Source organism: Pantoea sp. MQR6, assembly GCF_022761075.1.
Taxonomy (GTDB): domain Bacteria; phylum Pseudomonadota; class Gammaproteobacteria; order Enterobacterales; family Enterobacteriaceae; genus Pantoea; species Pantoea phytostimulans.
Window position 1 is genome coordinate 91,909 of the sequence record NZ_JAKYXB010000004.1, and the last position, 22,695, is coordinate 114,603.

The following is a 22,695-nucleotide window of genomic DNA, read 5'->3' on the forward strand; positions in this document are numbered from 1 at the left end:
CCCTCTCCGCCTGACTTATTGCTGGGCCAGAAGCTGGCGCAACGTGTTGTTATCTTTGGTCGAAAACGCCTCAACATTCTCTTTGGTGATCAGCGCCTGAGGCGTAGAGACAACGCGAGAGATTTTCTGACCGTTGATCAGACGAATCATGACGTCCATTGCCACTTCACCCGTTAATACCGGGAAGCTGTCGACGGTGCCGGTTAGCTCACCGTGTTTGATGGATGCATAGGCGTCTGAGATACCATCGGTACCAAATACCGCAACCTGCTCAGATTTGCTCAACGAACGCACGGCTTCCACTACGCCAAGCGCCATGGTGTCGTTGTTTGCGTAAAAACCAATCAGATCAGGATGCTGCTGCAAAATGGTGGACGCGGCGTTGTAAGCCTGCTCACGACTCCAGTTGGCGGGGACGCTGGCAACAATGTTGAATTTGCCATTAGCTTGTAGCGTTTCTTTGAAACCGCCGGTGCGCTGGCCAGCCGCATACACGCCCGGCTGCCCTTCAATCACCGCCACTTTGCCGCCTTGCGGATGGTGTTGAATAAACCACTTGGCCACGCGAACGCCGTTGTCTTTTTGCACGTTACCGACGTAGTGCTGTGCATTTGGCATCACGGCATCGTTGACGTTTATCACCGGAATATTTTTACTTTTGGCCGTTTCCAGAGCGGGTTCGAGGTTGATGTCTGTTTGCGGCGAAACCAGCAATCCATTGAAGCCCTGAGAAATCAGCGTTTCCGCAATGGATAACTGTCCCATCTGATCGTCTTCATTCGCGGCCGCCTGATACGCCACGGTAAATCCCTGTTTTTTGGCTTCGTTCTGATAACCCTGACCCAGCGAGCGCCAATATTCATTGGTCAGCGTTTTTGATACGCCACCAATTTTCAATGCCTTATCTGCTTTCGGCAGCGCGCCATATTTGCTTTCAAGTTGCGACCAGTCTGTGCGATCCGGTTCGGTGTCTGATTTTAAGGGTGCCAACTCAGCAGCATAAACTGTTGAGCAGAGCAGTGATGAGGCAAGTACAGAGAGTAATAATTTCTTCATTTTTCAGCCTTTTAGTCTCAGCATGTGGGGTACAACTTTTCTCTTTATGACGAGCAGAGCATGTTTATTTGGCGAACATAATGTCATTAACGATCTGTTGCGAGGCGACGGCATCCTGACGGCTGATAGCGTCTAGCAGCGCCGGGTTATCGTGCAGTTTTTCACACAGCTTCAGCAAATGAAGCACTGTGGTGATATTGGTTTCCGCTTCACGGATTGGATCCAGACCGCTGGCATCCGGGAAGGTGTCAAAGTAGTAAGCGCCTTTATAACCATCGCGCTGCATCTGCCAGAGGAATTCCAGCGTGGCGCGTGGATTTACAGAACCCGCCATCAGGCCATCATCACGTTTGCCCCAGCCATCGTTGAGATCCAGGCCTAACAGTCGTGAACGACGGGCAACCATCGCAGCGGCATAAGCAGGGATTTCATTAGCGAACAGCACGTGGGCGAAATCCAGGGTAATACCGAGGTTCGGGCAGCCCGCTTCTTCCACCGCCAGCAAACAGGTGGTGGCATTCGGGAAGATACTGTAGGCGCGCGGCTCGTTGGGTTTGTATTCGATACTGACATCAACATCTGGCGCATATTCAGCGATTTCACGTACTGCGCTGACCGCGTCTTCCCAGATTTTTTTGTAATCCGCCTGGAAGCAGTAGTCGAAACCATCTTGCCCCATCCACAAGGTCATTAGCGTTGAGCCAAATTCACGTCCCGCATCAATGCCACGCTTGGTCAGTTCAATCGCTTCACGACGAATTGCCGGGTTCGGGTTAGTGAATGCACCAATTTTGAACTGCGGCGCATCCCAGCGCATCTGCATGCCATTCACTGCCAGGCCTGCATCTTCGATTGCCTGTCGCATGGTTTTGATATCGGTGGTCATATGTTGCGGATAATTCAGGTCGAGATGTGTTAATCCTTTGACCTTACCGGCGCGAGCAATCATCTGCAGGACTGATGGCTTTCCCTGTAGGTCTGGCCAGTAAAGGTTTGCTCCAGAGGCAAACGAGTTAAGGCGTGTAGCAAATTTCAGTTCCGACATAAGGATTAACCCTTCAAAATTAGATTGTGATGTACTTTCCAAGTTCACGATATCTCGTGAAGTTATATAAAATCTACCTTTACCCAAATAATAAGCAAGCGTAATTATGTGCAGGTGTTGTTTTTTGGGATGTGCTTCACAAAGCGTGCAAGAGCAGCAGAAGCCCCGTTATTTCTGGCACACGAAAAGCGCAGCGGTACATGACCGACCTTTTTTTAACCCAGTGCAGTTAGCTGCGCGATTATTTTATGGAGGGTTTTCAGTCGATTTACTTCACAAACTTGCACCAAGTTGTTGAGCAGCGATCTCTTTTGAAAAATTATTCGCGGCCAAAAGGGGTGAAGCATGATAATGGCGGACGCTTGCGGCACGCCGGACTCATCCGTGCGTTCTGCAACACTTACTCTCTCAAGGAACTGGAGTGATATATGTCCACATTGCGTTTACTGTTATCGGAATCGAATGATCCCTGGTTCAACCTGGCCGTTGAAGAGTGCATATTCCGCCAGATGCCCGCGACGCAACGGGTTCTGTTTTTATGGCGAAATGCAGATACCGTGGTGATTGGTCGCGCGCAAAATCCGTGGAAAGAGTGCAACACCCGACGAATGGCGGAGGACAATATCAAACTAGCGCGTCGCAGCAGCGGCGGGGGCGCGGTGTTTCACGATTTGGGTAACTGCTGTTTTACTTTTATGGCGGGCAAGCCGGAGTACGATAAAAGCGTTTCTACCGCCATCATTTTGCGTGCTTTGACAACGCTGGGTGTGCCTGCGGAAGCCTCTGGTCGTAACGATTTAGTGGTTAACACACTGGATGGGATGCGTAAAATTTCAGGTTCTGCCTATCGTGAAACCCCCGATCGCGGTTTTCACCATGGCACAATTTTGATGAATGCCGATCTTTCGCGCCTGGCGGATTACCTTAATCCTGATATCAAAAAATTACAGGCCAAAGGCATCACTTCTGTGCGCTCTCGCGTAGCGAACCTTGAGGAGTTGGCGCCCGGCATCAGTTATGAACAGATCTGTTCCTCCATCATTGATGCCTATTTTGAACATTTTGGTGAGCAATGCGCACCCGAATATATTTCACCCGATGCATTGCCTGACTTGCCTGGTTTTGAACAGCAGTTCGCCAAACAAAGCAGCTGGGAATGGAATTTTGGCAACGCCCCGAACTTTTCTCATTTGTTAGATACGCGTTTTAGCTGGGGCGGCGTGGAAATTCACTTTGATGTGGAACGTGGGGTTGTCAGTCGGTGCCAGATATTTTCCGATAGCCTCAATCCTACGCCGCTTGAAACGCTGGCGGTGCGGCTACAAGGCGTGATGTATCGTCGAGACGCTTTATCCGAACAGATGCTGCAATTAAAAGCTGAGTTTCCTGAACAACACAATGAACTTGATCAGCTGGAAGCGTGGCTAATTGAAAGTGTGAGTTAAAACCTTACTCTTCACTGTTAGTATGTTTAAAAACAATAACATGCAGTGTTTTTGGAACGCAATGCTATGCGATTTATCAAAGGATTCTAAAAAATAGCTTCCCTTATAAACATAAAAAACCGGCCCTGAGGCCGGTTGTCTGTTTAACGCAGAATCCACTTTTGCAGGATGTAGATATAAAAAAGCCCTGTCCTATTGGACAGGGCCTGATACAAAAGATGACTTAAACAGAGACACCGTGCTGTGATGCCAGTGCTGACAAGCCACCCGCAAAACCTTGACCAACCGCTTTGAATTTCCACTCACCGTTGTGGCGATAGAGTTCGCCAAACACCATTGCCGTTTCAGTGCTGGCGTCTTCAGAGAGGTCATAACGCGCGATTTCGGCATTGTTGTCTTCGTTAACAATGCGGATATAGGCATTGGAGACCATACCGAAGTTCTGCTTACGCGTTTCTGCATCATAAATAGTGACGGCAAAAACCGCTTTCTTCACTTCTGCAGGGACGTTGTTCAGTGCAATTTTAACCTGCTCATCATCGCCTTCGCCTTCACCGGTGCGGTTGTCGCCTTGGTGCGCAACTGAGCCATCTGGGCTGGTCGCGTTGTTGAAGAACACGAAGTGTTGATCGGACAGTACTTTACCGTCATCACCGACCAGAAATACTGATGCATCGAGGTCGAATGCCTGTCCGTCAGTCACACGAGCATCCCAGCCAAGACCCGCGATCGCTTTGGTCATGGTTGGGGCTTCTTTGGACAGGTTAACGTTACCGCCTTTCGAGAGATTCACTGCCATTGTGTTATTCCTCTTTGCTTTTCACTTAGGCCCGGAGTCACTCTCCGGGCAGGATTTAACTGCTTAAAACACCCTAATGTTAGGATGCGTTAATACCATATTGAGCACAGACAGAAGCCAGACCACCGGCATAACCTTGGCCTACCGCGCGGAACTTCCAGTCACCGTTGTGGCGGTAAAGCTCACCAAACAGCATTGCGGTTTCGGTGCTCGCATCTTCAGACAGGTCATAGCGTGCGGCTTCAACGTTGGTGTCGTTATTGACCAAACGGATGAAGGCGTTAGCAACCTGACCAAAAGATTGACGGCGCGTGGTGGCGTCATGGATGGTCACAACAAACACGACTTTGGTCACTTCAGCCGGGACTTTATTCAGTTCGATGATCAGTGATTCGTCATCGCCGTCACCTTCACCGGTACGGTTGTCGCCGGTGTGGGTCACTGAGCCGTCAGAAGAACGTAAGTTGTTATAGAAAATGAAGTCCTGATCGCCGCGGACTTTGCCCGCATCAGTTAACAGGAATGCGGAAGCATCAAGGTCGAAATCCTGACCATCAGTGGAACGGGTATCCCAGCCGAGGCCGATTTTCACGTTTTTCAGTGAAGGATCGACTTTTGCCAGAGAGACGTTTCCGCCTTTAGAGAGAGTCACTGCCATGTTGTTTTCCTCATCAATTCATTGTGCATACTGCGTATGCTTCTGTTAGAGGCGCGACTTACTCGCGCCCTTCTTCTTTCTCTTCTTCTTTTCCTGGGAAAAGCAGACTTGCAATGATACCCAACGCCAGTACGCCCATGACGACATACAGACTGGCGGTTGCGCCGATCGAATAGCCGTGATGGAAGAAGTGTTCCGTTGCATTCAAGCCCAGTTTCACTGCGATAAAGAACAGCAGAACAATAACGGCTTTTTCCAAATGCACCAGATACTGCTTCAGGCCTTCAAGCACGAAGTACAGGGTACGAAGCCCCAGAATGGCGAACATCATCGCACTGTAAACAATCAGTGGCTCACGGCTTACCGCGATCACCGCCGGTACCGAGTCGAAAGCAAACATAACATCTGAAAGTTCAACGACAGCCAGACACAACAGCATTGGTGTTGCATAGCGGGCTGCTTTGGCCACACGACCTATTTGAACATCTGCGTTCTCAGGTTTTGCCAGCTCTTCATCCACTTCCTTCTGGCTTATGACAAACGCATTGCCTTTGAGTTTCGGCCAGATAGGATAAAAACGTTTCACCATACGGTAGGCGAGGTGCTGAGAGTAATCTTCGATCTCATCATCGTTACCGCCACCTTTAAGCATCATTACTGCTGTCCAGCCTACAATGATGGCAAACACAACTTCCACCCACGGGCCTAACGCCAGCAGACCGGTACCGATGGCAACGAACACGCCACGGAAGACGATTGCACCGATGATGCCCCAATAAAGCACGCGATGGCGGTAGCGATCGGGGATAGCAAACCAGGAGAAGATAGCCATCATCACGAACAGGTTATCAACGGACAGCACCTTCTCAAGGGCGTAACCGGTAACAAACAGGCTAGCGACTTCGGGGCCGTGATGAATGTACAGGAAGCCCGCAAAGGCCAGCGCCATAAATATCCAGAAAACAGACCATGCGGCCGCGCTTTTCAATGAGATTGGCTTGTCATGACGGTGCATGAACAGGTCAATAAAAATGGCACCGACAGACAACAGCAGGAATACTGCTACCGTCTCAATCGGAAAGCCAATGTGGGTGGATTGCATGCATTTAACTCCAGGGATTGAAAATCAGTAACCGTTACAGACCAAATTCGCTGGTCTTGAAGCCCAGGGCTTCAATGATTTCGCGCGCGTTGGTTTTTTCGGTTTCATCAAAGTCGCCATCGCTTTTAGCCACAGCAATGCCCACGCGGACAGCAAGTTGCGCCTGCTCGGGCTTGTTTTTTAACGCAAGGATGTACTTCATGGTTTCGCCTTTGCCAATTTCGATATCGAAACTGAAAGAGGTAACCAGCTTGTTGAAAAAGTCGATGACTTCCGTGGTATCGAAGATGCTCAGCTCTGGCGACTCACGCAGGAAACCGATCATTTTCTGTTTTTCTTCCGGGCTGACGCCGTCGCTTGCTATCGCAATTCGGGCACATACGGCTACCGTACCTTCAAGAAAAGCGCGGTTCTTATAGCGGCCAACCTGCTTGGTCAGTTCGGCGCGGCCAGAGTTAAAACTCTCTTTCAGCTTGTTGAAAAAGCTCATTAAAATACCCTCTTAGTTACTTAGAGCCTGACTTCCAGCGGAATCCCCAGCCGAAAGCCTGATCCATATCCTGATGACCACCAAAATAGCGATTGATGCGTTCAACGCGGATTGCACCGGATTCGTTGACCAGGCGCGCAATGGCGCACATGGTTTGGCGATTATTGCCTTCGGTCAGCAACGTCTCGATAGGTGGCTGGCCAGGCACATGCATCGTGACGATGCCATCTGTGTTTTCCCAGCTTGGTACACCTTCAAAAATAAAGGCGAACACCAACACCTCACGCACGTTTTTCCACTCAGCGCCGTTGATGTGGATCCATTCCCCGTCGCTGACAGCACCGGTGCGATCGTCACCCTGCAATTTTACATAGGGCGAACCGTCTAAATTGCCAAAGTTATTACCCAGCGCCTGAATAATGGTGCGCTGCCCATCAGCAAGTTCAACATAGGCGGCAAGATCGAGATCGATGCCTTTATTGTTATTGAACACGCCGCTGAAAAAGCCTTTTTTGCTGGGCTCGCTGGAGCGTTTATTCCAGTTCAGGTTGATGCGGATCAGACCGTAATCATCTTTCTTTTTCAGGCTGATGGCGGGCTTTTCTTTAGTCAGGCTGACTTTGCTCAGATTCACCGCTGGTGCTGGCGCTGGCGTAGGAGCCTGAGCCGGTGATGCCTCATCAGCCACATCAATACCAAAGTGCTCAGCAAGCGGTTGCAGACCTCCGTTGAAGCCTTGCGAAACGAAGCGGAATTTCCATTCGTTGTTACGGCGATAAAGCTCACCCAAAATCAATGCGGCTTCGCTACGTCCCGCAACATCGACGTCGCAGGTCAGCAAGACATTGCCGACTGATTCGACCTGAATCGTGAGACGCTGAAGTTGTGCGACAGTTTTACCTGCCTCACACGTCACCGTAAAAGCGACTTTTTGCACGTCCTGACGCAGCTGGGGCACGTTCACCGTGAACATGGTTTCGTTACCAGAAGAGGAGAGACGAATGGTTTTATCGTCATTCTCACGCTGGCCATAAAAAACCATATCCGCATCACCGCGTACTTTTCCGTTTTCGTGAAGTCGGAATGATGAAACATCGACCGGTATGCCGGAAGAGACACGAACCACCAGCGATTGATTAGGAACGGGGGCATTGCCCCCTGGCGTCAGGTTCATTAGCAACCTACCGCGGCTTTGATGTCGGGGATCATGTCGTTAATGGTGCTGCCACGGGAGATGTTTCCGTGTGCAGTGAAATTCCACTCTCCGCCGCTGCGGCGTAGAGACGCGATCACTACGGCTGTATGTGAGCCTTGCTCAGCCAGTTTGTAGCGGGCAAGTTCTTTACCTTGCTGATCGACCACGCGACAGAATGCATTATCAACATCTTTGAAGGTCTGACCGGTAAAGCTGTTAACGGTCAATACCAGATGTTCAACGTTAGACGGCAAGCGAGAGAGATCCGCGCTGATGACTTCGTCATCGCCATCGCCTTCACCGGTGCGGTTGTCACCACTGTGGCGGATGGAACCCTCTTTTGAACTCAGTTGGCGAAACCAGACGGTGTCCAGAACGTTACCAGCGCTGTCGAGAAGAATGCAGCTTGCGTCAAGATCGATGCTTGAGCTGTTTCCACCCAGAAGCCCACCCAGAAATCCCTTTTTCTTGGCAGGATCCCAGCCGAGGCCGAACTGAATTTGGGAAATTGCGCTGCTGGATTTAGCCAGCGAAATCGTCTGATTCTTACTTAAAGATACCATCATATCTCCTTACTGATTGGTGTTTTGCTGCAGTAAAAAAAGGCGATCATTTTGAAAGCCCGGCAATCATAACATGAGATTTTTCCCTACAACATAAAAATCATCGTATGATATTGTAAAGTTATTATTTACATGTTTTTAAAGACAAATAATCAAAATTACCGTTTTGAATTACAAAAAATACTATACCAAAACAGAGCCTGTTCAAATTATAGTCAATAATATCATGTTATGATTGAATTATTTTAAGCGGGTGCTTACACTGCATTTTCTCGTCCTCCGGCAAACTTTTCAGGGCTCAAAAAAAATGGTCAAAACCAAATCCGTATGGTTTATGGAAGGCGTGTCTTCGCAAAAAGATATCTTGAATGCAGTGAGTGAAATGCGTGCGGCAGGTGGATATAACTTTGTCACGGTAGCTTCGCATCGATCTCACCGCCCGGAAATACTCTCTGAAGCTGACCATGCTTACATTGAGCCAGAGAATCCCGACGCGCTGATCCCGTTCATGAAAGCGGTGATCGAGAAACACAACGTTGTTGCCATTCATGCGGGCAAACGCGGCGCGCTGTATGAAGGGTTGCGACAGGAAATCGAAGCGTTGGGCGTGCGTTTAATCACCGGTGCTAGTCATCCAGCAACCTTTTTACTGGCCGATGATAAAGCTGCGTTCAGTGAGCAGATGCTTGCGCAAGGCCTTGCTGCTGTGCCTTCAGAGGTTGTCGCGTCATCTGAAGAAGTTTTGGCAGCCCTTTCCCGTTTGGAACACGCGGGTAAGCTTCCCTGTATTAAACCCGTAAGGGGTATATACGGCATGGGGTTCTGGATCCTTAAGAAAACCGCGCCAATTATGCAGATTTTAAATCACCCGGATTCACGCATCGTTCATCCTTCGGTCTTGATCAATACGTTGAAAATGGCCGAAGCCGCAGGTGAAAGCCTGCCGAAGCAAATCGTTATGCCTTTCCTCTCTTCACCCGAATGTTCAGTGGACATGCTGGTTGAGAAGGGAAACGTACTTTTGGCCGTATCACGCAGTAAAAGTGGATCGGTTCAGACGCTGGAAAACAGCGGCGCGGCTTTTGACCTTGCTTGCCACTGCGCGCGGACCATGAAAGCAGATGGCCTTATCAATGTTCAGACGCGAACCAATGACAGCGGTGAACCTGTCTTGCTTGAGGCTAACCTGCGCCCTTCAGGGGGAATTGGCTTCACGCTGCATTCTGGGGTGAATCTTCCCGGTATTTTTGCGTTACGTCAGCTCGATCTTATCAATGAGCACGACATTGCTGTTCACGCAGCCCGCTTCACCCGCGTTCAGGTCACACCGACCCATGCTGTTAAGCCGATTCCGGCCTGCACGGTCAACATCATTCATGAGATTTCGGCGAAAACTGAGAGCGTATAATAATGACTAATAATCCTCCCCAAACCGCTGGCTTTGAAATGGCTGGCGGCACGCTGTCTGTTGTCACCCATGACACACTTCCGCTCACGTCACTCTTTGGCGTAGCGGAGCGTAAAAACCCTAAGCGGGCCTTTCTCTTTGTAAGCAAAGTGCTGGGTCGTCATATCCCAATTGCCCCTGCGACCATGCGCCAAACCTATTGCCAGTTAGCCGCACAGATTCCGCAGGATTTACCCGAGCCAGTGCTCTTTATTGGGATGGCTGAAACCGCGGTTGGCCTTGCCGCAGGCGTTTTCCAGGAAGCCAAAAAGCAACTGGCTCAACCGGTCTTTCTTACCAGCACGCGCCACCCAGTGTCAGGTGAACTGCTTTGTGAATTCAAAGAGAATCACAGCCACGCAACGGATCACCTGATCTATCAACCAGAAGATGCTGAACTGCGCAGCCGGGCGCTTAACGCCCGAACACTGGTGCTTGTTGATGACGAAGCGACAACCGGTAACACCTTCCTCAACCTTTTGCAGGCCTTGCGTGAAGCGGGCCTTGATGAAGTTGAGCGGGTGGTGACGGTGACGATAACCGACTGGAGCAACGGTGACATTGCGAACCGTAGCCCTTTGCCCGTCGATGAAGTCGCCTTGGTTAAAGGTCGCTGGAGTTGGACCCCGCGCCCTGACGCGCCTGTTCCGGTCATGCCTTCTGTCAATGTCACCGCATCAGGTACTTCTCGCCTTTCTCCGTATCAGGATTGGGGCCGTCTCGGTATGGATGAAACCGAATGCCGTATTGGTACCCATATTGTGGCTGAACCAGGTGAAAAAGTGCTGGTGTTGGGATCGGGTGAGTTTGTCTGGCAACCCTTTCTGCTGGCAGAGAGACTTGAGCAGCAGGGTTCAGATGTCCGCTTCAGTTCGCTAACGCGTTCTCCGATTGCAACAGGAATGGCTATCGAGTCCGTGATCGTCTTCAGTGATAATTATGGGCTTGGCATTCCTAATTACGTCTACAACGTGGCTCATCAAAAATTTGATCGCATTATTGTCTGTGTTGAAACCCCGGCTGAAACGGTTTGCCCTGCGCTGCTTAAGCAGCTCGCAAACGTTGCACCACACGTTGAGGTGCTGACTTATGAATAAGCCTGTGAATCTGCCGGTTGTACTTTGCGATCTGGATGACACGCTGTTTCAAACGCTGCGTAAAATGAAAGATGAAACACATCAGGAGCCGGTTCGCGTAGGGGCATTTGATCGACAAATGGAGCCGCGAAGCTTCATGTCGCAAGAGCAAGCGATGCTGGTGGATTGGATGATGGCCACCGCTGAATTGATCCCGGTTACTGCTCGCGGAACAGAGGAGACAAGCCGCGTTGCGGTGCCGTTTACCTCCTGGAAAGTCATGACTCACGGTGCGGTGATCACCCGCCCGGATGGCAGCCTCGATCCTGAATGGGCTGCGCACGTGCTGAGCAATCTTGGGCCTTTACAGAAACGTTTGATCAATTACCGCCAGCAAATCAGCGATGCACTTGAGCAGAGTGGCATTGATGCCTGGTGTCGCATGAATCATGAATATGACGGCACGTCGGTCTATTTCGTGATGAAACATCGCGACAGCACCCGCATTGAAGAGCTTTACCGATTTAACCAGCAGATGATGGCAGTACTGGATACCTCCGATTTCTATATTCACCAGAACGGCAACAATGTTGCCTGGCTTCCGCTTTGTATCCAAAAAGGATTAGCGGTGGACTGGCTGTTGAAAAAACTGCGTAGCGATCGTGGCGCTTTCCCAGTGATGGGGCTGGGAGACAGCTTGAGTGATTACACCTTCATGAAGCATTGTCACTGGTTCGGCATGCCATCGCGTAGCCAGTTTTCCGAAGCCATTCAACAAAAGCTGTTTTAGGAGAAGTGGGCATGACAATTCAAAAAGAAAGCCACTTTAGCGGCTCATACTCTCCTTCAGACATTGAATTTCTTTTGACGCCAGTTGAGATTGAAATGACACCGGTTGAGGAGAAGGAGCTACTGATCCAGTCTGGACAGAAACACTACTCCGATATGTTGAGCCAGGAACCTGCGCCAACAGAGCAGCATCTGGAACTTTTTCATAAAGCGCTTGATATCGAAGGGCCACGTTTGGCCCGCGAAGTTGTGATGCTGGCGAAAGGGCTCGCTACTGAATTGCGCGATAAAGCCATTGTGCTGGTTAGCCTGGTTCGCGCTGGCGTGCCACTTGGTGTGATGCTACAGCGTGCGCTGCAGGATATGGGTGTTGAATCGCACCATTATGGCATCAGTATCATCCGCGACCGGGGTATCGACACTGAAGCACTCAATTACATTGAACGCCGACATGGTGCGGAAAACATCGTGTTTGTTGATGGCTGGACCGGTAAAGGCGCGATCACGGGTCAGCTGATTCAAAGCCTTGCAGGTCGTCCGGATTACCCTGAAAGCCCAAGGCTGGTGGTTTTGGCTGATCCGGCCGGTTGTGCCTGGCTTGCTGCATCAGACGATGACTGGTTAATTCCGTTCGGCATTATGGGTGCGCCCGTATCGGGTTTGGTTTCCCGTTCGATTTGGACTGAGCAGGGTTATCACGGCTGCGTTCACTGCGATCATTTAAAAGAATTTGAATGCAGTGTGATGCTGGTAGATGCGGTGGACGCATGGCGTCGCCGGATCAATGTTGCCGAAATCAAACCCGCCTCTCCCCTCGTCACACAACAGGCAGAACAGCGGAAACGGAGCCAGCAAGTGGTTGCAAATCTTGCCGCGCAATTTGAAATAAGCTCGATTAATCGCATTAAACCCGGCATCGCTGAAGCGACGCGCGCCGTTCTCAGACGTGTCCCCGATTATGTCTTGGTGAGACATAAATCTGATCCTGATGTTTCTCTGCTGGTCTATCTTGCTGAGAAAAAAGGGATTGAAATCATGGAAGTCGGCGACGCGCTCGATCAATACAGGGCTGTGACTATTATCAAAAAGGTGGCCTGAGATGAAAACAGCTCTTTCACCCTACATGCTGGGTGCCACGCTTTATATGCCAGCGACTCGCACAGATCTGGCTGATATCATCCTCAACGATAAAATTCCTGAGCTGCGCTCGCTGGTCGTCTGTCTTGAAGATGCCGTGAGCGATTCAGAAGTTGAGTATGCGTTACAGAATTTACACCAGCTTTTGGCTGAATTAGCCTGCACCGCGTCAGAACCACAAGAACAGAGGCGTCCGCTGGTTTTTATTCGCCCACGTAATGAAACAATGGCCGCAAAGCTGATCAGCGATCACTCGCTTGAAGGCATCGACGGGTTTGTTTTACCGAAGTTTACCTTGGCTAATTTATCCTGCTGGTGGGACATCATCTCCGGTACTGATCTGCATATGATGCCTACCTTAGAAACACAGGATGTGTTTGATGTGAATGCCATGACAGCGCTGGCAAACGAACTCACAAAGCACGCTTGTCGTGCCCGCATCATTGCATTACGAATTGGCGGTAACGATCTTATGAGTGTTATCTCATTGCGCCATCCGCGAAATATGACACTTTACGATGGCCCGATGGGATATGTAGTGAAAATGCTGGTAGCCGTCTTTGCGTCACGTGGATTTGCTTTGACCGCCCCCGTCTGTGAGCAAATAGACAATGTTGAGTTACTGCAACGTGAGCTCACACTTGATATTGCGCATGGGCTGGTGGGTAAAACTGCCATCCACCCTACCCATTTAGATGTTATTCACCGCGCGCTTGAGGTTCAACCTGACGAGTATGAAGACGCGTTACGTATCCTCAACTCTACCCAAGCGGTGTTTAAGTCTCAGGGAGCGATGTGCGAACCTGCCACCCATCGCAGCTGGGCTGTCAATGTGCTGGAGCGGTCAAAATATTGCGGCATCGCTAAGCAGTTTAATAATGTCCTTTACGCCTCACGCCAGTAAACCGTGAGCGTCTTTTGAGAAATGGTGTGAAATGTCCCTGAGCGCAAAACAATACAGACAATTTAAGCTGATTGTCTTATTGCATACCGGAAAGCCAGTAGGTAAGGAGACGCTTATCAAGGAACTGGATTGTTCCGAACCCACTTTTAACCGCGATTTGCGGAATTTACGGGATGAATATAAAGCTGAAGTACGCTTCCTGAAGAGCACTAACAAGTATCAACTCACCACACCGGGCGACATTACCCCAAAAGTGGTGCGTTATACGCGTGAAGCGCTGGCTGTTTATGAGAAATCGGCCCCTATTGGTAGCACCTCTTCTGTCATTTTGGACAAAGAGGCCAAGAAGCCCGTTTCATTATCTTTGCGTTTGTCCGTGATACGCAAAATAGAATCTTATGGCAATAAAGAAGGCATGAATCGTAGCCAAGTGGTGGAGTGGTTGGTAGATAATTACCTTGCCCGCTGCCTCGGTGCGGCGAAAACCAAGAAATAAACGGGTCCATTCAATACAATAAACGGCTTTAGGGCCGTTTATTTTTTTATAAATAGTTTTTCTCGCTCTTAATTACTGTCGCTAAATATAAATCACTCACTGTGGCTCATTCTGTATTCACCTCACTTTACGGTGATGACGATTTCTCTCCAGCGAAAGAGTAGAAGAGTTACCCTCTTATATCCTCAATCATTCGAATTGCAGAGAGGCGCTAAGCGGCTAAATTCCGGGCGCTTACCGTGGTCAGTGAAAATAGTGAACAAGTGAAGCTTGAGGTATGACGGGTCTCTATCATTAATGATCAAGATAGAGATAATGCATCCAGCTGGTCATGCGCAGCAAAACCTTTCGCATCACGGAAACATGACTAAAGTGATCAGAATAAACAGCTACTTGTGCAAATATTCCATCGGGGAGCGCGTCTACATCATGGTTTGGATCTAATTCAATCACCGTCAGGACCCCGTCAGAGCCGGGCACGATATTCAACGATTGCAGCACGCCCTGAGCTTGATAAGTGCCGCCCGGCACCACCGGTAAAACGCTAATAAGCTTGCCGGAAAAAACCTGACCCGGTAATGCATTAAAAACAACTTCAGCTTCATCGCCTGTCTTTAAACGCAGCAGCGAATTTTGCCTGAACTGCGCAATGATCAGCCGTTTTTGCTCCGGTATAAAAATCATTACCGGACGCAGAGGAAGCGCTGCCGCATAGGTTCCAGGCCGAATCAATACCTGTGTGACATAGCCGTCACTCGGGGCGCGAACCACTGTTTGTTCCAAATTATATTGCGCTTCGGTCAGCTGGGCCCGCAGGCTGACAATTTGCGATTGCTCGCCATTGACCACGCTCTCCAGCTGACTTTTAATCTGCCCCTGCTCCGCTACTGAGCCTTTTACTAAGGCATCCTGCGCTAAGAAATCCTGCCGGGCATTATCAATATCTCTTTCAGAAAAAGGGTTTACCTTGGCCTTACTTCCCGCCACATAGCGCTGGTAATCTTTGAATAAGCGGTCTCTTTCAGCCGAAACGTGTGAAGTATTCGCGATGGCTTCTTCTAGCTGGCCTTTTAACGCCTGTATGTTATGAACAGCTGTCATCAGATCGGCCTTGAGCCTGTCGACTCTGGCCTGAAAACGGGTTCGATCTAAACTAAACAGCATTTCGCCTTTGCTGATTCGCACATTTTGTTTATCAGTGACTTGCGTAACGATCCCTGTCACCTGAGGTGTGACAGGTATAGCAATTACCGCCTTTTGCGCCAACGCGGTGTAAGGATGGTTATAATTCATCAACAAGATCAGTGCGCTAACCAGAAAAACACCCCCTAATGCGGCAGTGGGTATTGTCCATTTATTTACCGGGATTTTGAATATTTTGAAGACAGCCCAGGCGAAAGCAACATAGGTGAGGATAATGAGTAAATCCATAGGGTTACTCCCGCGGACGCGCCTTGATACCGCTTAATTTGTGCTCCAGTTCCGCCACCCGCTGCTGCAGTTGTTCCAGTGACGCCTCTTGTTTTTGCATTCCCCAGCCACGATCCGCCCGATAAAGAGTGGCCCAAATCCACAAAAAGGGCCAAATGACATGCAAGGTAAACAAGCTAACCCAGCCCGCAACGTGAATAGCATCGGCATGGGGATGATTACGCGATTTAGCAATCAGGTAGGGAATATCATGAAGAATGATAATTCCATAAAAGATGATCAGAAAAACAACCACCAGAACGCCTAGCGCAAAGTAGTTAAGAAACATACCCGCCTCGAATAAAATACTTAGTTACTTAAATGTAGCCGTTATTTATTTACAAAATACGCCTATCGAGAAATGCCCACTCAATACAGCCCCGACAAATTAAATTATTTTCAGTTAAGCAATGAAGCTACGCCCGACTCTTTAACTTCATGTGAATAAAATTAAACCCTGTACCGATTAAACGAGACAAACCTCTTAATTAAGCATAACGTTCATTCATGCAAATGCGTTTTTATGGTTAAAAATGACATGAGGAGACATAAGGAAAATTTACGTTTATTGACCGGCTTATCTTTTAATTTTTCAGCCCAATTTTGATATTTATCATAAACCTGTTATCAGCAATCGTCTGGCTTCCGGCAGAGATTAACTATAATGACAGAGTTAAAATAGATGCAGAAGAAAGCCGCACCTCATCTAAAGTAAATTCAACTATTGCAACTCATTAATTTATTTGCGTTTCATTTAGTCATCTTTGCGGAATATTTATTTATCGCTGTAATCATGTCTCTAAAAAAGCAGCCTTAAGGAGGCGTGTCTTGAAGGCAAATAGTGATGGCATTGCCAAAATTGATAAAATAAAACGCTGGTCACCGGTCTGGATTATCCCCGGCGTGACCTTATTGATTGGCGGATGGATTTTATATTATCACTACAGCCGTCAAGGGCCGGAAGTCACGCTGATCACAGCGAATGCTGAAGGAATAGAAGAGGGAAAAACCACGATCAAGAGTCGCAGCATCAACATCGGTTTGGTTGAAAGCGCAGTATTGAGTGAGGATCTTCATCACGTTGAAATCAAAGCGCGTCTGCAAACCGGTATGGAAAGATTGTTGCACGGCAATAGCGTATTTTGGGTGGTAAAACCGCAAGTGGGACGCGGCGGCGTGACAGGTCTCGGGACGTTATTATCCGGCGCCTATATTGAATTACAGCCGGGTTCCAGCGGCGCACAGCCAACGCAATACACCTTATTAGATTCCCCTCCGCTGGCACCCGCTAACGCCAAAGGCATTCATATCACCCTCGACAGCAAAAAAGCGGGACAGCTCAATCCAGGCGATCCGGTGTTATTTCGCGGCTATCGCGTAGGCGCAGTTGAAACCAGTGCCTTTGATACCGATAAGCGCCTTATGAATTATCAGTTATTTATCTATTCACCTTATGACGCGCTGGTGACAACTAACGCCCGCTTTTGGAAAGACAGCGGTGTGGCCGTAGAAATGTCTGCTTCTGGGATGCGCGTAGAAATGGGATCGCTGACCACCCTGCTCAGCGGTGGCGTAAGCTTTGACGTGCCGGAGGGCTGGCAACCCGGTGCAGCGGCAGAGAATAAAGCGGAATTCCATCTGTTTGACGATCAGCGCAGCATTCAGGACTCCCTTTATACCGAACACATCGATTTCCTGATGTTCTTTACCGATTCAGTGCGCGGTCTGCAAGCGGGCGCACCGGTGGAGTTTCGCGGCATTCGCCTTGGTACCGTGGCTCAGGTACCCTTCTTTTTGCCGGGCGTGACGCAAGATCTTCACACCAATTATCAGGTTCCGGTGCTGATCAGCATCGAACCGGATCGTTTTATCAAAGGTATGGGCAAGAATTTCAATCTTGAACAACGACTTCATGAGGGCAAAAAACGCGGCCTGCGTGCCACGCTAAAAACAGGGAATTTGATCTCCGGCGCGCTTTATATCGATTTAGACTTCTATGAAAATGCGACGCCTTATAAAGGCCCTGTTGAAGTTGCCGGATATGAGATCATTCCCACCACCAATAGCGGGCTGAATCAGATTCAACAAAAACTGGTTGCCACGTTAGATAAAATTAACGGCTTGCAACTCAACCCGGTGCTGGCTGAGGCAACAGGTACCTTGAAAGAGAGCCAGCGCACACTGCGCGAGCTGCAAACATCACTGAAGCATGTCAATCAGTTCACTGCTAGCCCGGCCATGAAAACCTTGCCTGAAGAGATGCAGCAAACGCTGCGTGAATTGGGACGTAGCATGAAAGGATTACAACAAGGTTCCCCTGCCTATGACAAGTTAGTCGGCGATATGCAGCGCCTGGATCAGGTACTACGGGAATTACAACCGGTACTGAAAAAGCTCAACAGCAAAAGTAATGCGCTGGTGTTTGAAGCTGAACGCGATCAAGATCCGCAGCCAAAAAGAGCCAAATAACAGGCGACGCGTCAGCGCTATGAATCACGCCGCCTTTTATAATTGAAAGGCGGCGTGAAAGACTGTGTACGTTAATAACGCGATAAAATATTCACCTTTACCACATCAGTGGTGAAGCATTTCATCAACAACCTGTTTATTCATTAACTGGTAAGGATAGTAAGTAGGCCAACTTTCCATCTCTTTCAGCAGGGCCTCTTGAGATCTGTTGCCAATGAAAATATGGTAGTGCGCGGACTTGCGTGGAGCGATGGTGTGATCGCTGAACTGCACATACTTAGGCGCTTTACTGTTGGGCTCTTTACACTCAAATAAATAGCGAACGCCTTTATTGCCCGATGCATAAGTGAGGATTTTGTAACCGGCACTGTCATATTTGCATGAACTGACCTTATCGCCTTGATGAAACTCTATTACGCCGTTTTCAATACCAATGGTATCAATATCTGTCGCGTATCCTTTACGGTAATACTCTTTTATCTCTTCAAATGTTTTACGTGTATCTTTTTCCGCTTTTTTTCTGAAGACAGGATCCAGCTCGCCACTCTGCAATAAAGGATAAACAGACTGCCAAATGCCATCCCAGTCTGTCAGGCTTCTCTCTTTCACGCTTTCGTTACTAAAAATCCCTTCAGACGCTTTTTGCTCAGCTTCAGTCAACGGTTTACCGTGTGAATGATGCGCATGAGCGAAAACCTGACTGCTTAAAACAAGCGTACCCAGAGCCAATACAAGTTTACCCAAGCTATGTGCCAAAACGTAATCCTCAGTGAGCAACATGAAATGTAATGTTATATTATTACATTTGACGCATCAACTGAAGTTTCATTGCTGACTCAGCAAAATCGCAACGTGTTGAGCTAAGTAATAAGCTCATTCAAAAACAAGGATATCGGAGGAAGTGCTGACAATAATAAAGCAGCAAGTCAGCGCACAAAGCTGCGGCTAAACTTGCAGCGCGTGAAGCGATAAAAACGGGAGAGTTTTACACCCCCTTTTTTATCCACTCGATGGCGTAATCAAGAATCTGTTGTTGAGCGCGGTTTTGCGAGAAACTCCGTTTTTTTTCGATCATCTTCAAGATGCTGTCAGAAGCAACCAGCTCTTTTCTTTCAATGAGTTCCAAAACGGCTTCTCCAATAACGCCAGTAAGAAGTGCGTTTGTAGACATTATCTTTTCCTGGTTAAGGATGAAAAAGGGTAAAAAGTTTAACACCTAAACTTAGCAACTCGTGTGACCTCTGACCACGTAGAACTGTCCGAATCGTGATAATGAGTGTGGAGGCTTGATGAATGCAGGATTGTGCTGCAAACCCGGCGTAAACATAAACCGGGCTTCTGGCGACTTCAGCGGGTAAAGAGGGGCGGAATTTCAATAAGCTGCTTATCCGTGGCACCGGCATCAATAATCTTGAATATCGCGTCTAACATGGCCGGTACATCTTGCCGCACCATTTCGATGTCATACCCTAATAGGGCGACGAAAGGATCCCAGTCAAAGCAGCCCATCGCCAGCTGTTTTTCACCGGTATAGCCTGACATCAGCATCCATCGCATTACCCCTTCCAGCGAAATAGTGGAGTTAACAAACAAGCCTGCAATAGGACGTTCGCCCTGCCCGACATACTCTTTAAGTGCCTGTTCTGATTTTTCTGGCGCATAGCCGCAGGCCAGAAGTCTCGATTCAGCCACCTCTAAACCCCGTTCTTTGTGGGCATCCGTAAATCCGCGCAAACGTTCAAGGGTGTTGTGATCGGTCCGCCGCCCCCCCACAAACACCAGCGACTGCGCCGAACCGAGACGCCTCTCACAGCTTTTAAAAATACGATGCGTCAGCTCTTTTGCGCCGCCATAGTTATCTGAAATCACTGAGGGCGCGTGTCTGCCGGGAAGATCCAGATTAAGCGTTGGCACGCCAGCCTGGGCACAAATATCGGTGATTTTGTCGGGATCGGTTGCGCCGGTCGAGATCATCCAATCCACCTGATAAGAGAGCATGGCGCTTGCGGCTTCGACTTCCAGCGCAGGTTCTCGTTGGGTGCAAGTGATGATGGGAAAAAGCCCGCGTTCGCGCGCCATGGACTCAAAGCGCTCAACAATCGATCCGAAATAGCGGTTGTCGTATTTAGGCACAATCATGCCGATAATTTTCGACTTTTTACTGCGTAACAGGCTGGCGGGTTTGTTTAGTGCATAGCCCTGCTCTTCGGCAATGCGGGTAATTTTTTCCGCCAGCTTTGCGCTGATACGGCGTTTCTTCCAGCTGCCGTTGAGCACAGAACTGACCGCGCTGGCAGATGCGCCGGTCAGTTCAGCCAGGTCGTAGATCGTCGTTTTCTTGACTTGTTTGCGTTGAATCACAAATCCCAATCTCTGTTTTTTAGTTAGCTTGACACTAATTTTCAATAGTGACAATCATGCTCCATCGATTGAGCAAATGTAATGTCGATGTGAATTAAATGTGATTTAAATGGCAAATAAACGTTATGGAAAAAGTCATAGCGGGAGAAGCCTGTCGCAGTTAACAGACCCCTGATGTCCCGTAGCCGCTTTCTCCTTCGCGTTTTTCAGTCGCGAATGTCATGCCGACACGCACTGAAATGCTTTCCCGTCTAATCGAGGAGAAGAGAAATGCGTTATCGCAATATTCTGGTGGCTTCGGCTGCCGCGTTGGTTTGTGTTGCTGGTGCTGCCCAGGCAGCGGAGTCGGCGACAGTGGCTTTTCTGATGCCCGATCAGGCATCTACACGTTATGAACAGCATGATTACCCCGGATTCAAAGCGGAAATGGCGAAACTCTGCGCCGAGTGCAAAGTGATTTATCAAAACGCCAACGCCAGCGCCTCTTTGCAGCAACAGCAATTCAACTCGGTGATTGCGCAAGGTGCGAAAGTCATTGTACTGGATCCTGTGGATTCCTCGGCGGCGGCAGGTCTTTTAGAAATCGCCCATTCGCAGGACGTTAAAGTTGTCGCTTACGATCGTCCCATCCCGGGCAAAGCGGCTGATTTCTATATTTCTTTCGACAACGAAGGCATTGGTTACGCCATTTCTAAATCACTGGTCGATCACCTAAAAGCATCGGGGGTCAAAGCCGGTGCAGGCGTTCTGCAGATCAACGGTTCACCCACGGATGCCGCTGCAGGATTGATTCGGGACGGTGTGCATCGCGGGCTGAAAGAGTCTGGCTACAAAACGCTGGCTGAGTTTGATACGCCTGAATGGGCACCGCCGAAAGCACAGGAGTGGGCTTCCGGCCAGGTCACTCGTTTCAGCGATCAAATCAAAGGTGTGGTTGCGGCTAATGATGGTACAGGCGGCGGTGCGATAGCCGCATTCAAAGCCGCTGGCGTCACGCCGATCCCGCCCGTCACCGGCAATGATGCCACTATTGCCGCGCTGCAACTGATCATCGCAGGCGATCAATACAACACCATTTCCAAACCCTCAGAAGTGGTAGCGGCCGCAGCGGCTAACGTCGCGGTGGCCTTGATTCAAGGCAAAACACCCAAAGCGGGCACCACCTTGTACAACACACCTTCGCAACTCTTCGTGCCCGCAGTGATTACGGCCAAAAACATCAAAGCCGAAATCTTCGACAAGAAGATCCAAACGCCAGCGCAAGTCTGTACCGGTGAATATGCCGCAGACTGCAAAAAGCTGGGTATTCAGTAAGTCAGCAAGTCGTCCGTAGCGGACGCTTACGGACCTCTTTTTCATCGAATCAGGGTCACGCCATGTTGAATGAAAATGACACTCTGCCCGATAAGGGGCAGCCAATACTGAAGCTCAGTAAAGTCTCGAAAAACTTTGGCGCGGTTTCTGCACTGACAGATATCGATCTGGCGATCTTCGCAGGCGAAGTGGTGGCGCTGGTGGGTGATAACGGCGCGGGGAAATCGACGCTGGTGAAAATCCTTGCGGGTGTGCACCAGCCCACTTCCGGTACGGTGGAATTTGAAGGCAAGCCGGTGAATCTCGACAGTCCCGGCAAAGCGTTGGAATACGGTATCGCCACCGTGTTTCAGGATCTGGCACTGTGTGAAAACCTTGATGTGGTTGCCAATCTGTTTTTAGGCCATGAGATTTCCGCCTGGCAGTTAGACGAAGTCTCGATGGAAGTACGCGCCTGGACACTGTTAAACGAGTTGGCGGCTCGGATCCCTTCAGTGCGCCAACCTGTGGCGTCATTATCAGGCGGTCAACGTCAAACGGTCGCCATTGCCCGATCGCTGCTGTTAAACCCGAAAATCGTCATGCTTGATGAACCCACCGCGGCACTTGGCGTAGCCCAGACGGCTGAAGTGCTGAACCTGATAGAACGCGTGCGGGCCCGCGGGCTAGGCGTCATTATTATCAGCCACAACATGGAAGATGTGCGGGCAGTTGCAGACAGAATCGTTGTGCTTCGTCTGGGTCGTAATACCGGCATTTTCACTCCCGATGCGTCAAACCAGGAATTGGTCGCGGCCATCACCGGTGCCACGGAAAATGCCGTGTCACGCCGGGTCGAGAGAAGATCGCATCAAAGCCAGCCTGGAGATCTGTAAATCC

The 22,695-nt window shown here is 49.4% G+C and carries 23 protein-coding genes; 10 read left to right on the plus strand and 13 right to left on the minus strand.

Annotated features, from left to right (window positions below; translation table 11 throughout):
• Positions 1-15: 15 nt before the first annotated feature.
• Positions 16-1,056 (minus strand): substrate-binding domain-containing protein, encoded by a 1,041-nt coding sequence (locus MUG06_RS15600; protein ID WP_243079156.1) that lies wholly within the window; start codon positions 1,054-1,056, stop codon positions 16-18.
• Positions 1,057-1,120: 64 nt separating this feature from the next.
• Positions 1,121-2,101 (minus strand): TIM barrel protein, encoded by a 981-nt coding sequence (locus tag MUG06_RS15605; RefSeq protein WP_243079157.1) that lies wholly within the window; start codon positions 2,099-2,101, stop codon positions 1,121-1,123.
• 428 nt (positions 2,102-2,529) lie between these two features.
• Here MUG06_RS15605 and MUG06_RS15610 point away from each other — a divergent pair, with 428 nt between their 5' ends.
• On the plus strand, positions 2,530-3,546 hold the full coding sequence (locus MUG06_RS15610) for a lipoate--protein ligase A (protein WP_243079158.1): 1,017 nt from the start codon (positions 2,530-2,532) through the stop codon (positions 3,544-3,546).
• Positions 3,547-3,769: 223 nt separating this feature from the next.
• Here MUG06_RS15610 and MUG06_RS15615 read toward each other — a convergent pair whose 3' ends face one another.
• The 6 genes from MUG06_RS15615 to MUG06_RS15640 form a co-directional block, all read right to left on the minus strand.
• A complete protein-coding gene (locus tag MUG06_RS15615; RefSeq protein ID WP_215848669.1) occupies positions 3,770-4,345 on the minus strand; it encodes a TerD family protein in 576 nt (191 codons plus the stop codon).
• A gap of 79 nt (positions 4,346-4,424) precedes the next feature.
• The gene (locus tag MUG06_RS15620) at positions 4,425-5,003 is read right to left on the minus strand and encodes a TerD family protein (protein WP_215848668.1); all 579 of its coding nucleotides are present in this window, start codon (positions 5,001-5,003) and stop codon (positions 4,425-4,427) included.
• A gap of 58 nt (positions 5,004-5,061) precedes the next feature.
• Positions 5,062-6,105, minus strand: coding sequence for a TerC/Alx family metal homeostasis membrane protein (locus MUG06_RS15625; protein ID WP_215848667.1), 1,044 nt, complete (start codon positions 6,103-6,105; stop codon positions 5,062-5,064).
• Between the two features lie 34 nt (positions 6,106-6,139).
• Positions 6,140-6,595 (minus strand): tellurite resistance TerB family protein, encoded by a 456-nt coding sequence (locus tag MUG06_RS15630; RefSeq protein WP_243079159.1) that lies wholly within the window; start codon positions 6,593-6,595, stop codon positions 6,140-6,142.
• 16 nt (positions 6,596-6,611) lie between these two features.
• On the minus strand, positions 6,612-7,769 hold the full coding sequence (locus MUG06_RS15635) for a TerD family protein (protein ID WP_243079160.1): 1,158 nt from the start codon (positions 7,767-7,769) through the stop codon (positions 6,612-6,614).
• Positions 7,769-8,353, minus strand: coding sequence for a TerD family protein (locus MUG06_RS15640; RefSeq protein WP_243079426.1), 585 nt, complete (start codon positions 8,351-8,353; stop codon positions 7,769-7,771). Before MUG06_RS15640 ends, MUG06_RS15635 begins: the two co-directional genes overlap by 1 nt.
• 307 nt (positions 8,354-8,660) lie before the next feature.
• On the opposite strand from MUG06_RS15640, the gene MUG06_RS15645 reads away from it, so the two are divergent.
• Genes MUG06_RS15645 through MUG06_RS15670 form a run of 6 tightly spaced genes read left to right on the plus strand, consistent with a single transcriptional unit; the run spans position 8,661 to position 14,202 of the window.
• Positions 8,661-9,761 carry an ATP-grasp domain-containing protein gene (locus tag MUG06_RS15645; protein WP_243079161.1) on the plus strand — a complete coding sequence of 367 codons (1,101 nt, stop codon included), beginning with the start codon at positions 8,661-8,663 and terminating at the stop codon, positions 9,759-9,761.
• A gap of 2 nt (positions 9,762-9,763) precedes the next feature.
• Positions 9,764-10,897, plus strand: coding sequence for a phosphoribosyltransferase domain-containing protein (locus MUG06_RS15650; RefSeq protein ID WP_243079162.1), 1,134 nt, complete (start codon positions 9,764-9,766; stop codon positions 10,895-10,897).
• Positions 10,898-10,901: 4 nt separating this feature from the next.
• Positions 10,902-11,666: a hypothetical protein gene (locus tag MUG06_RS15655; RefSeq protein WP_243079427.1), complete on the plus strand. Its 765-nt coding sequence runs from the start codon at positions 10,902-10,904 to the stop codon at positions 11,664-11,666.
• Positions 11,667-11,683: 17 nt separating this feature from the next.
• On the plus strand, positions 11,684-12,763 hold the full coding sequence (locus MUG06_RS15660) for a cysteine protease StiP family protein (RefSeq protein ID WP_243079428.1): 1,080 nt from the start codon (positions 11,684-11,686) through the stop codon (positions 12,761-12,763).
• Between the two features lies 1 nt (position 12,764).
• The gene (locus MUG06_RS15665; RefSeq protein ID WP_243079163.1) at positions 12,765-13,706 is read left to right on the plus strand and encodes an HpcH/HpaI aldolase/citrate lyase family protein; all 942 of its coding nucleotides are present in this window, start codon (positions 12,765-12,767) and stop codon (positions 13,704-13,706) included.
• Positions 13,707-13,737: 31 nt separating this feature from the next.
• The gene (locus MUG06_RS15670; protein ID WP_243079164.1) at positions 13,738-14,202 is read left to right on the plus strand and encodes a tellurium resistance protein TerW; all 465 of its coding nucleotides are present in this window, start codon (positions 13,738-13,740) and stop codon (positions 14,200-14,202) included.
• A gap of 294 nt (positions 14,203-14,496) precedes the next feature.
• On the opposite strand, the gene MUG06_RS15675 is transcribed toward MUG06_RS15670, so the two are convergent.
• Together MUG06_RS15675 and MUG06_RS15680 are read right to left on the minus strand one after the other, a co-directional pair.
• Positions 14,497-15,633, minus strand: a complete 1,137-nt coding sequence (locus MUG06_RS15675; protein ID WP_243079165.1) for an HlyD family secretion protein — start codon at positions 15,631-15,633, stop codon at positions 14,497-14,499.
• Between the two features lie 4 nt (positions 15,634-15,637).
• Entirely contained in the window at positions 15,638-15,961 is a 324-nt protein-coding gene (locus tag MUG06_RS15680; RefSeq protein ID WP_215848660.1) for a DUF3302 domain-containing protein, read from the minus strand.
• A 539-nt stretch (positions 15,962-16,500) separates the two neighbouring features.
• Between MUG06_RS15680 and pqiB the strand changes: the two genes are divergently transcribed.
• A complete protein-coding gene (gene pqiB / locus MUG06_RS15685) occupies positions 16,501-18,141 on the plus strand; it encodes an intermembrane transport protein PqiB (protein ID WP_243079166.1) in 1,641 nt (546 codons plus the stop codon).
• 105 nt (positions 18,142-18,246) lie between these two features.
• On the opposite strand, the gene zinT is transcribed toward pqiB, so the two are convergent.
• The 3 genes from zinT to MUG06_RS15700 form a co-directional block, all read right to left on the minus strand.
• The gene (zinT, locus tag MUG06_RS15690) at positions 18,247-18,897 is read right to left on the minus strand and encodes a metal-binding protein ZinT (protein WP_243079167.1); all 651 of its coding nucleotides are present in this window, start codon (positions 18,895-18,897) and stop codon (positions 18,247-18,249) included.
• Positions 18,898-19,126: 229 nt separating this feature from the next.
• Positions 19,127-19,312 carry a hypothetical protein gene (locus tag MUG06_RS15695; protein WP_243079168.1) on the minus strand — a complete coding sequence of 62 codons (186 nt, stop codon included), beginning with the start codon at positions 19,310-19,312 and terminating at the stop codon, positions 19,127-19,129.
• 176 nt (positions 19,313-19,488) lie between these two features.
• On the minus strand, positions 19,489-20,502 hold the full coding sequence (locus MUG06_RS15700) for a substrate-binding domain-containing protein (RefSeq protein ID WP_243079169.1): 1,014 nt from the start codon (positions 20,500-20,502) through the stop codon (positions 19,489-19,491).
• Positions 20,503-20,772: 270 nt separating this feature from the next.
• Here MUG06_RS15700 and MUG06_RS15705 point away from each other — a divergent pair, with 270 nt between their 5' ends.
• Both MUG06_RS15705 and MUG06_RS15710 read left to right on the plus strand, forming a co-directional pair.
• Positions 20,773-21,816, plus strand: coding sequence for a sugar ABC transporter substrate-binding protein (locus MUG06_RS15705; protein WP_243079170.1), 1,044 nt, complete (start codon positions 20,773-20,775; stop codon positions 21,814-21,816).
• Between the two features lie 62 nt (positions 21,817-21,878).
• The gene (locus tag MUG06_RS15710) at positions 21,879-22,691 is read left to right on the plus strand and encodes an ATP-binding cassette domain-containing protein (RefSeq protein WP_215848657.1); all 813 of its coding nucleotides are present in this window, start codon (positions 21,879-21,881) and stop codon (positions 22,689-22,691) included.
• The last annotated feature ends 4 nt before the right edge of the window (positions 22,692-22,695 follow it).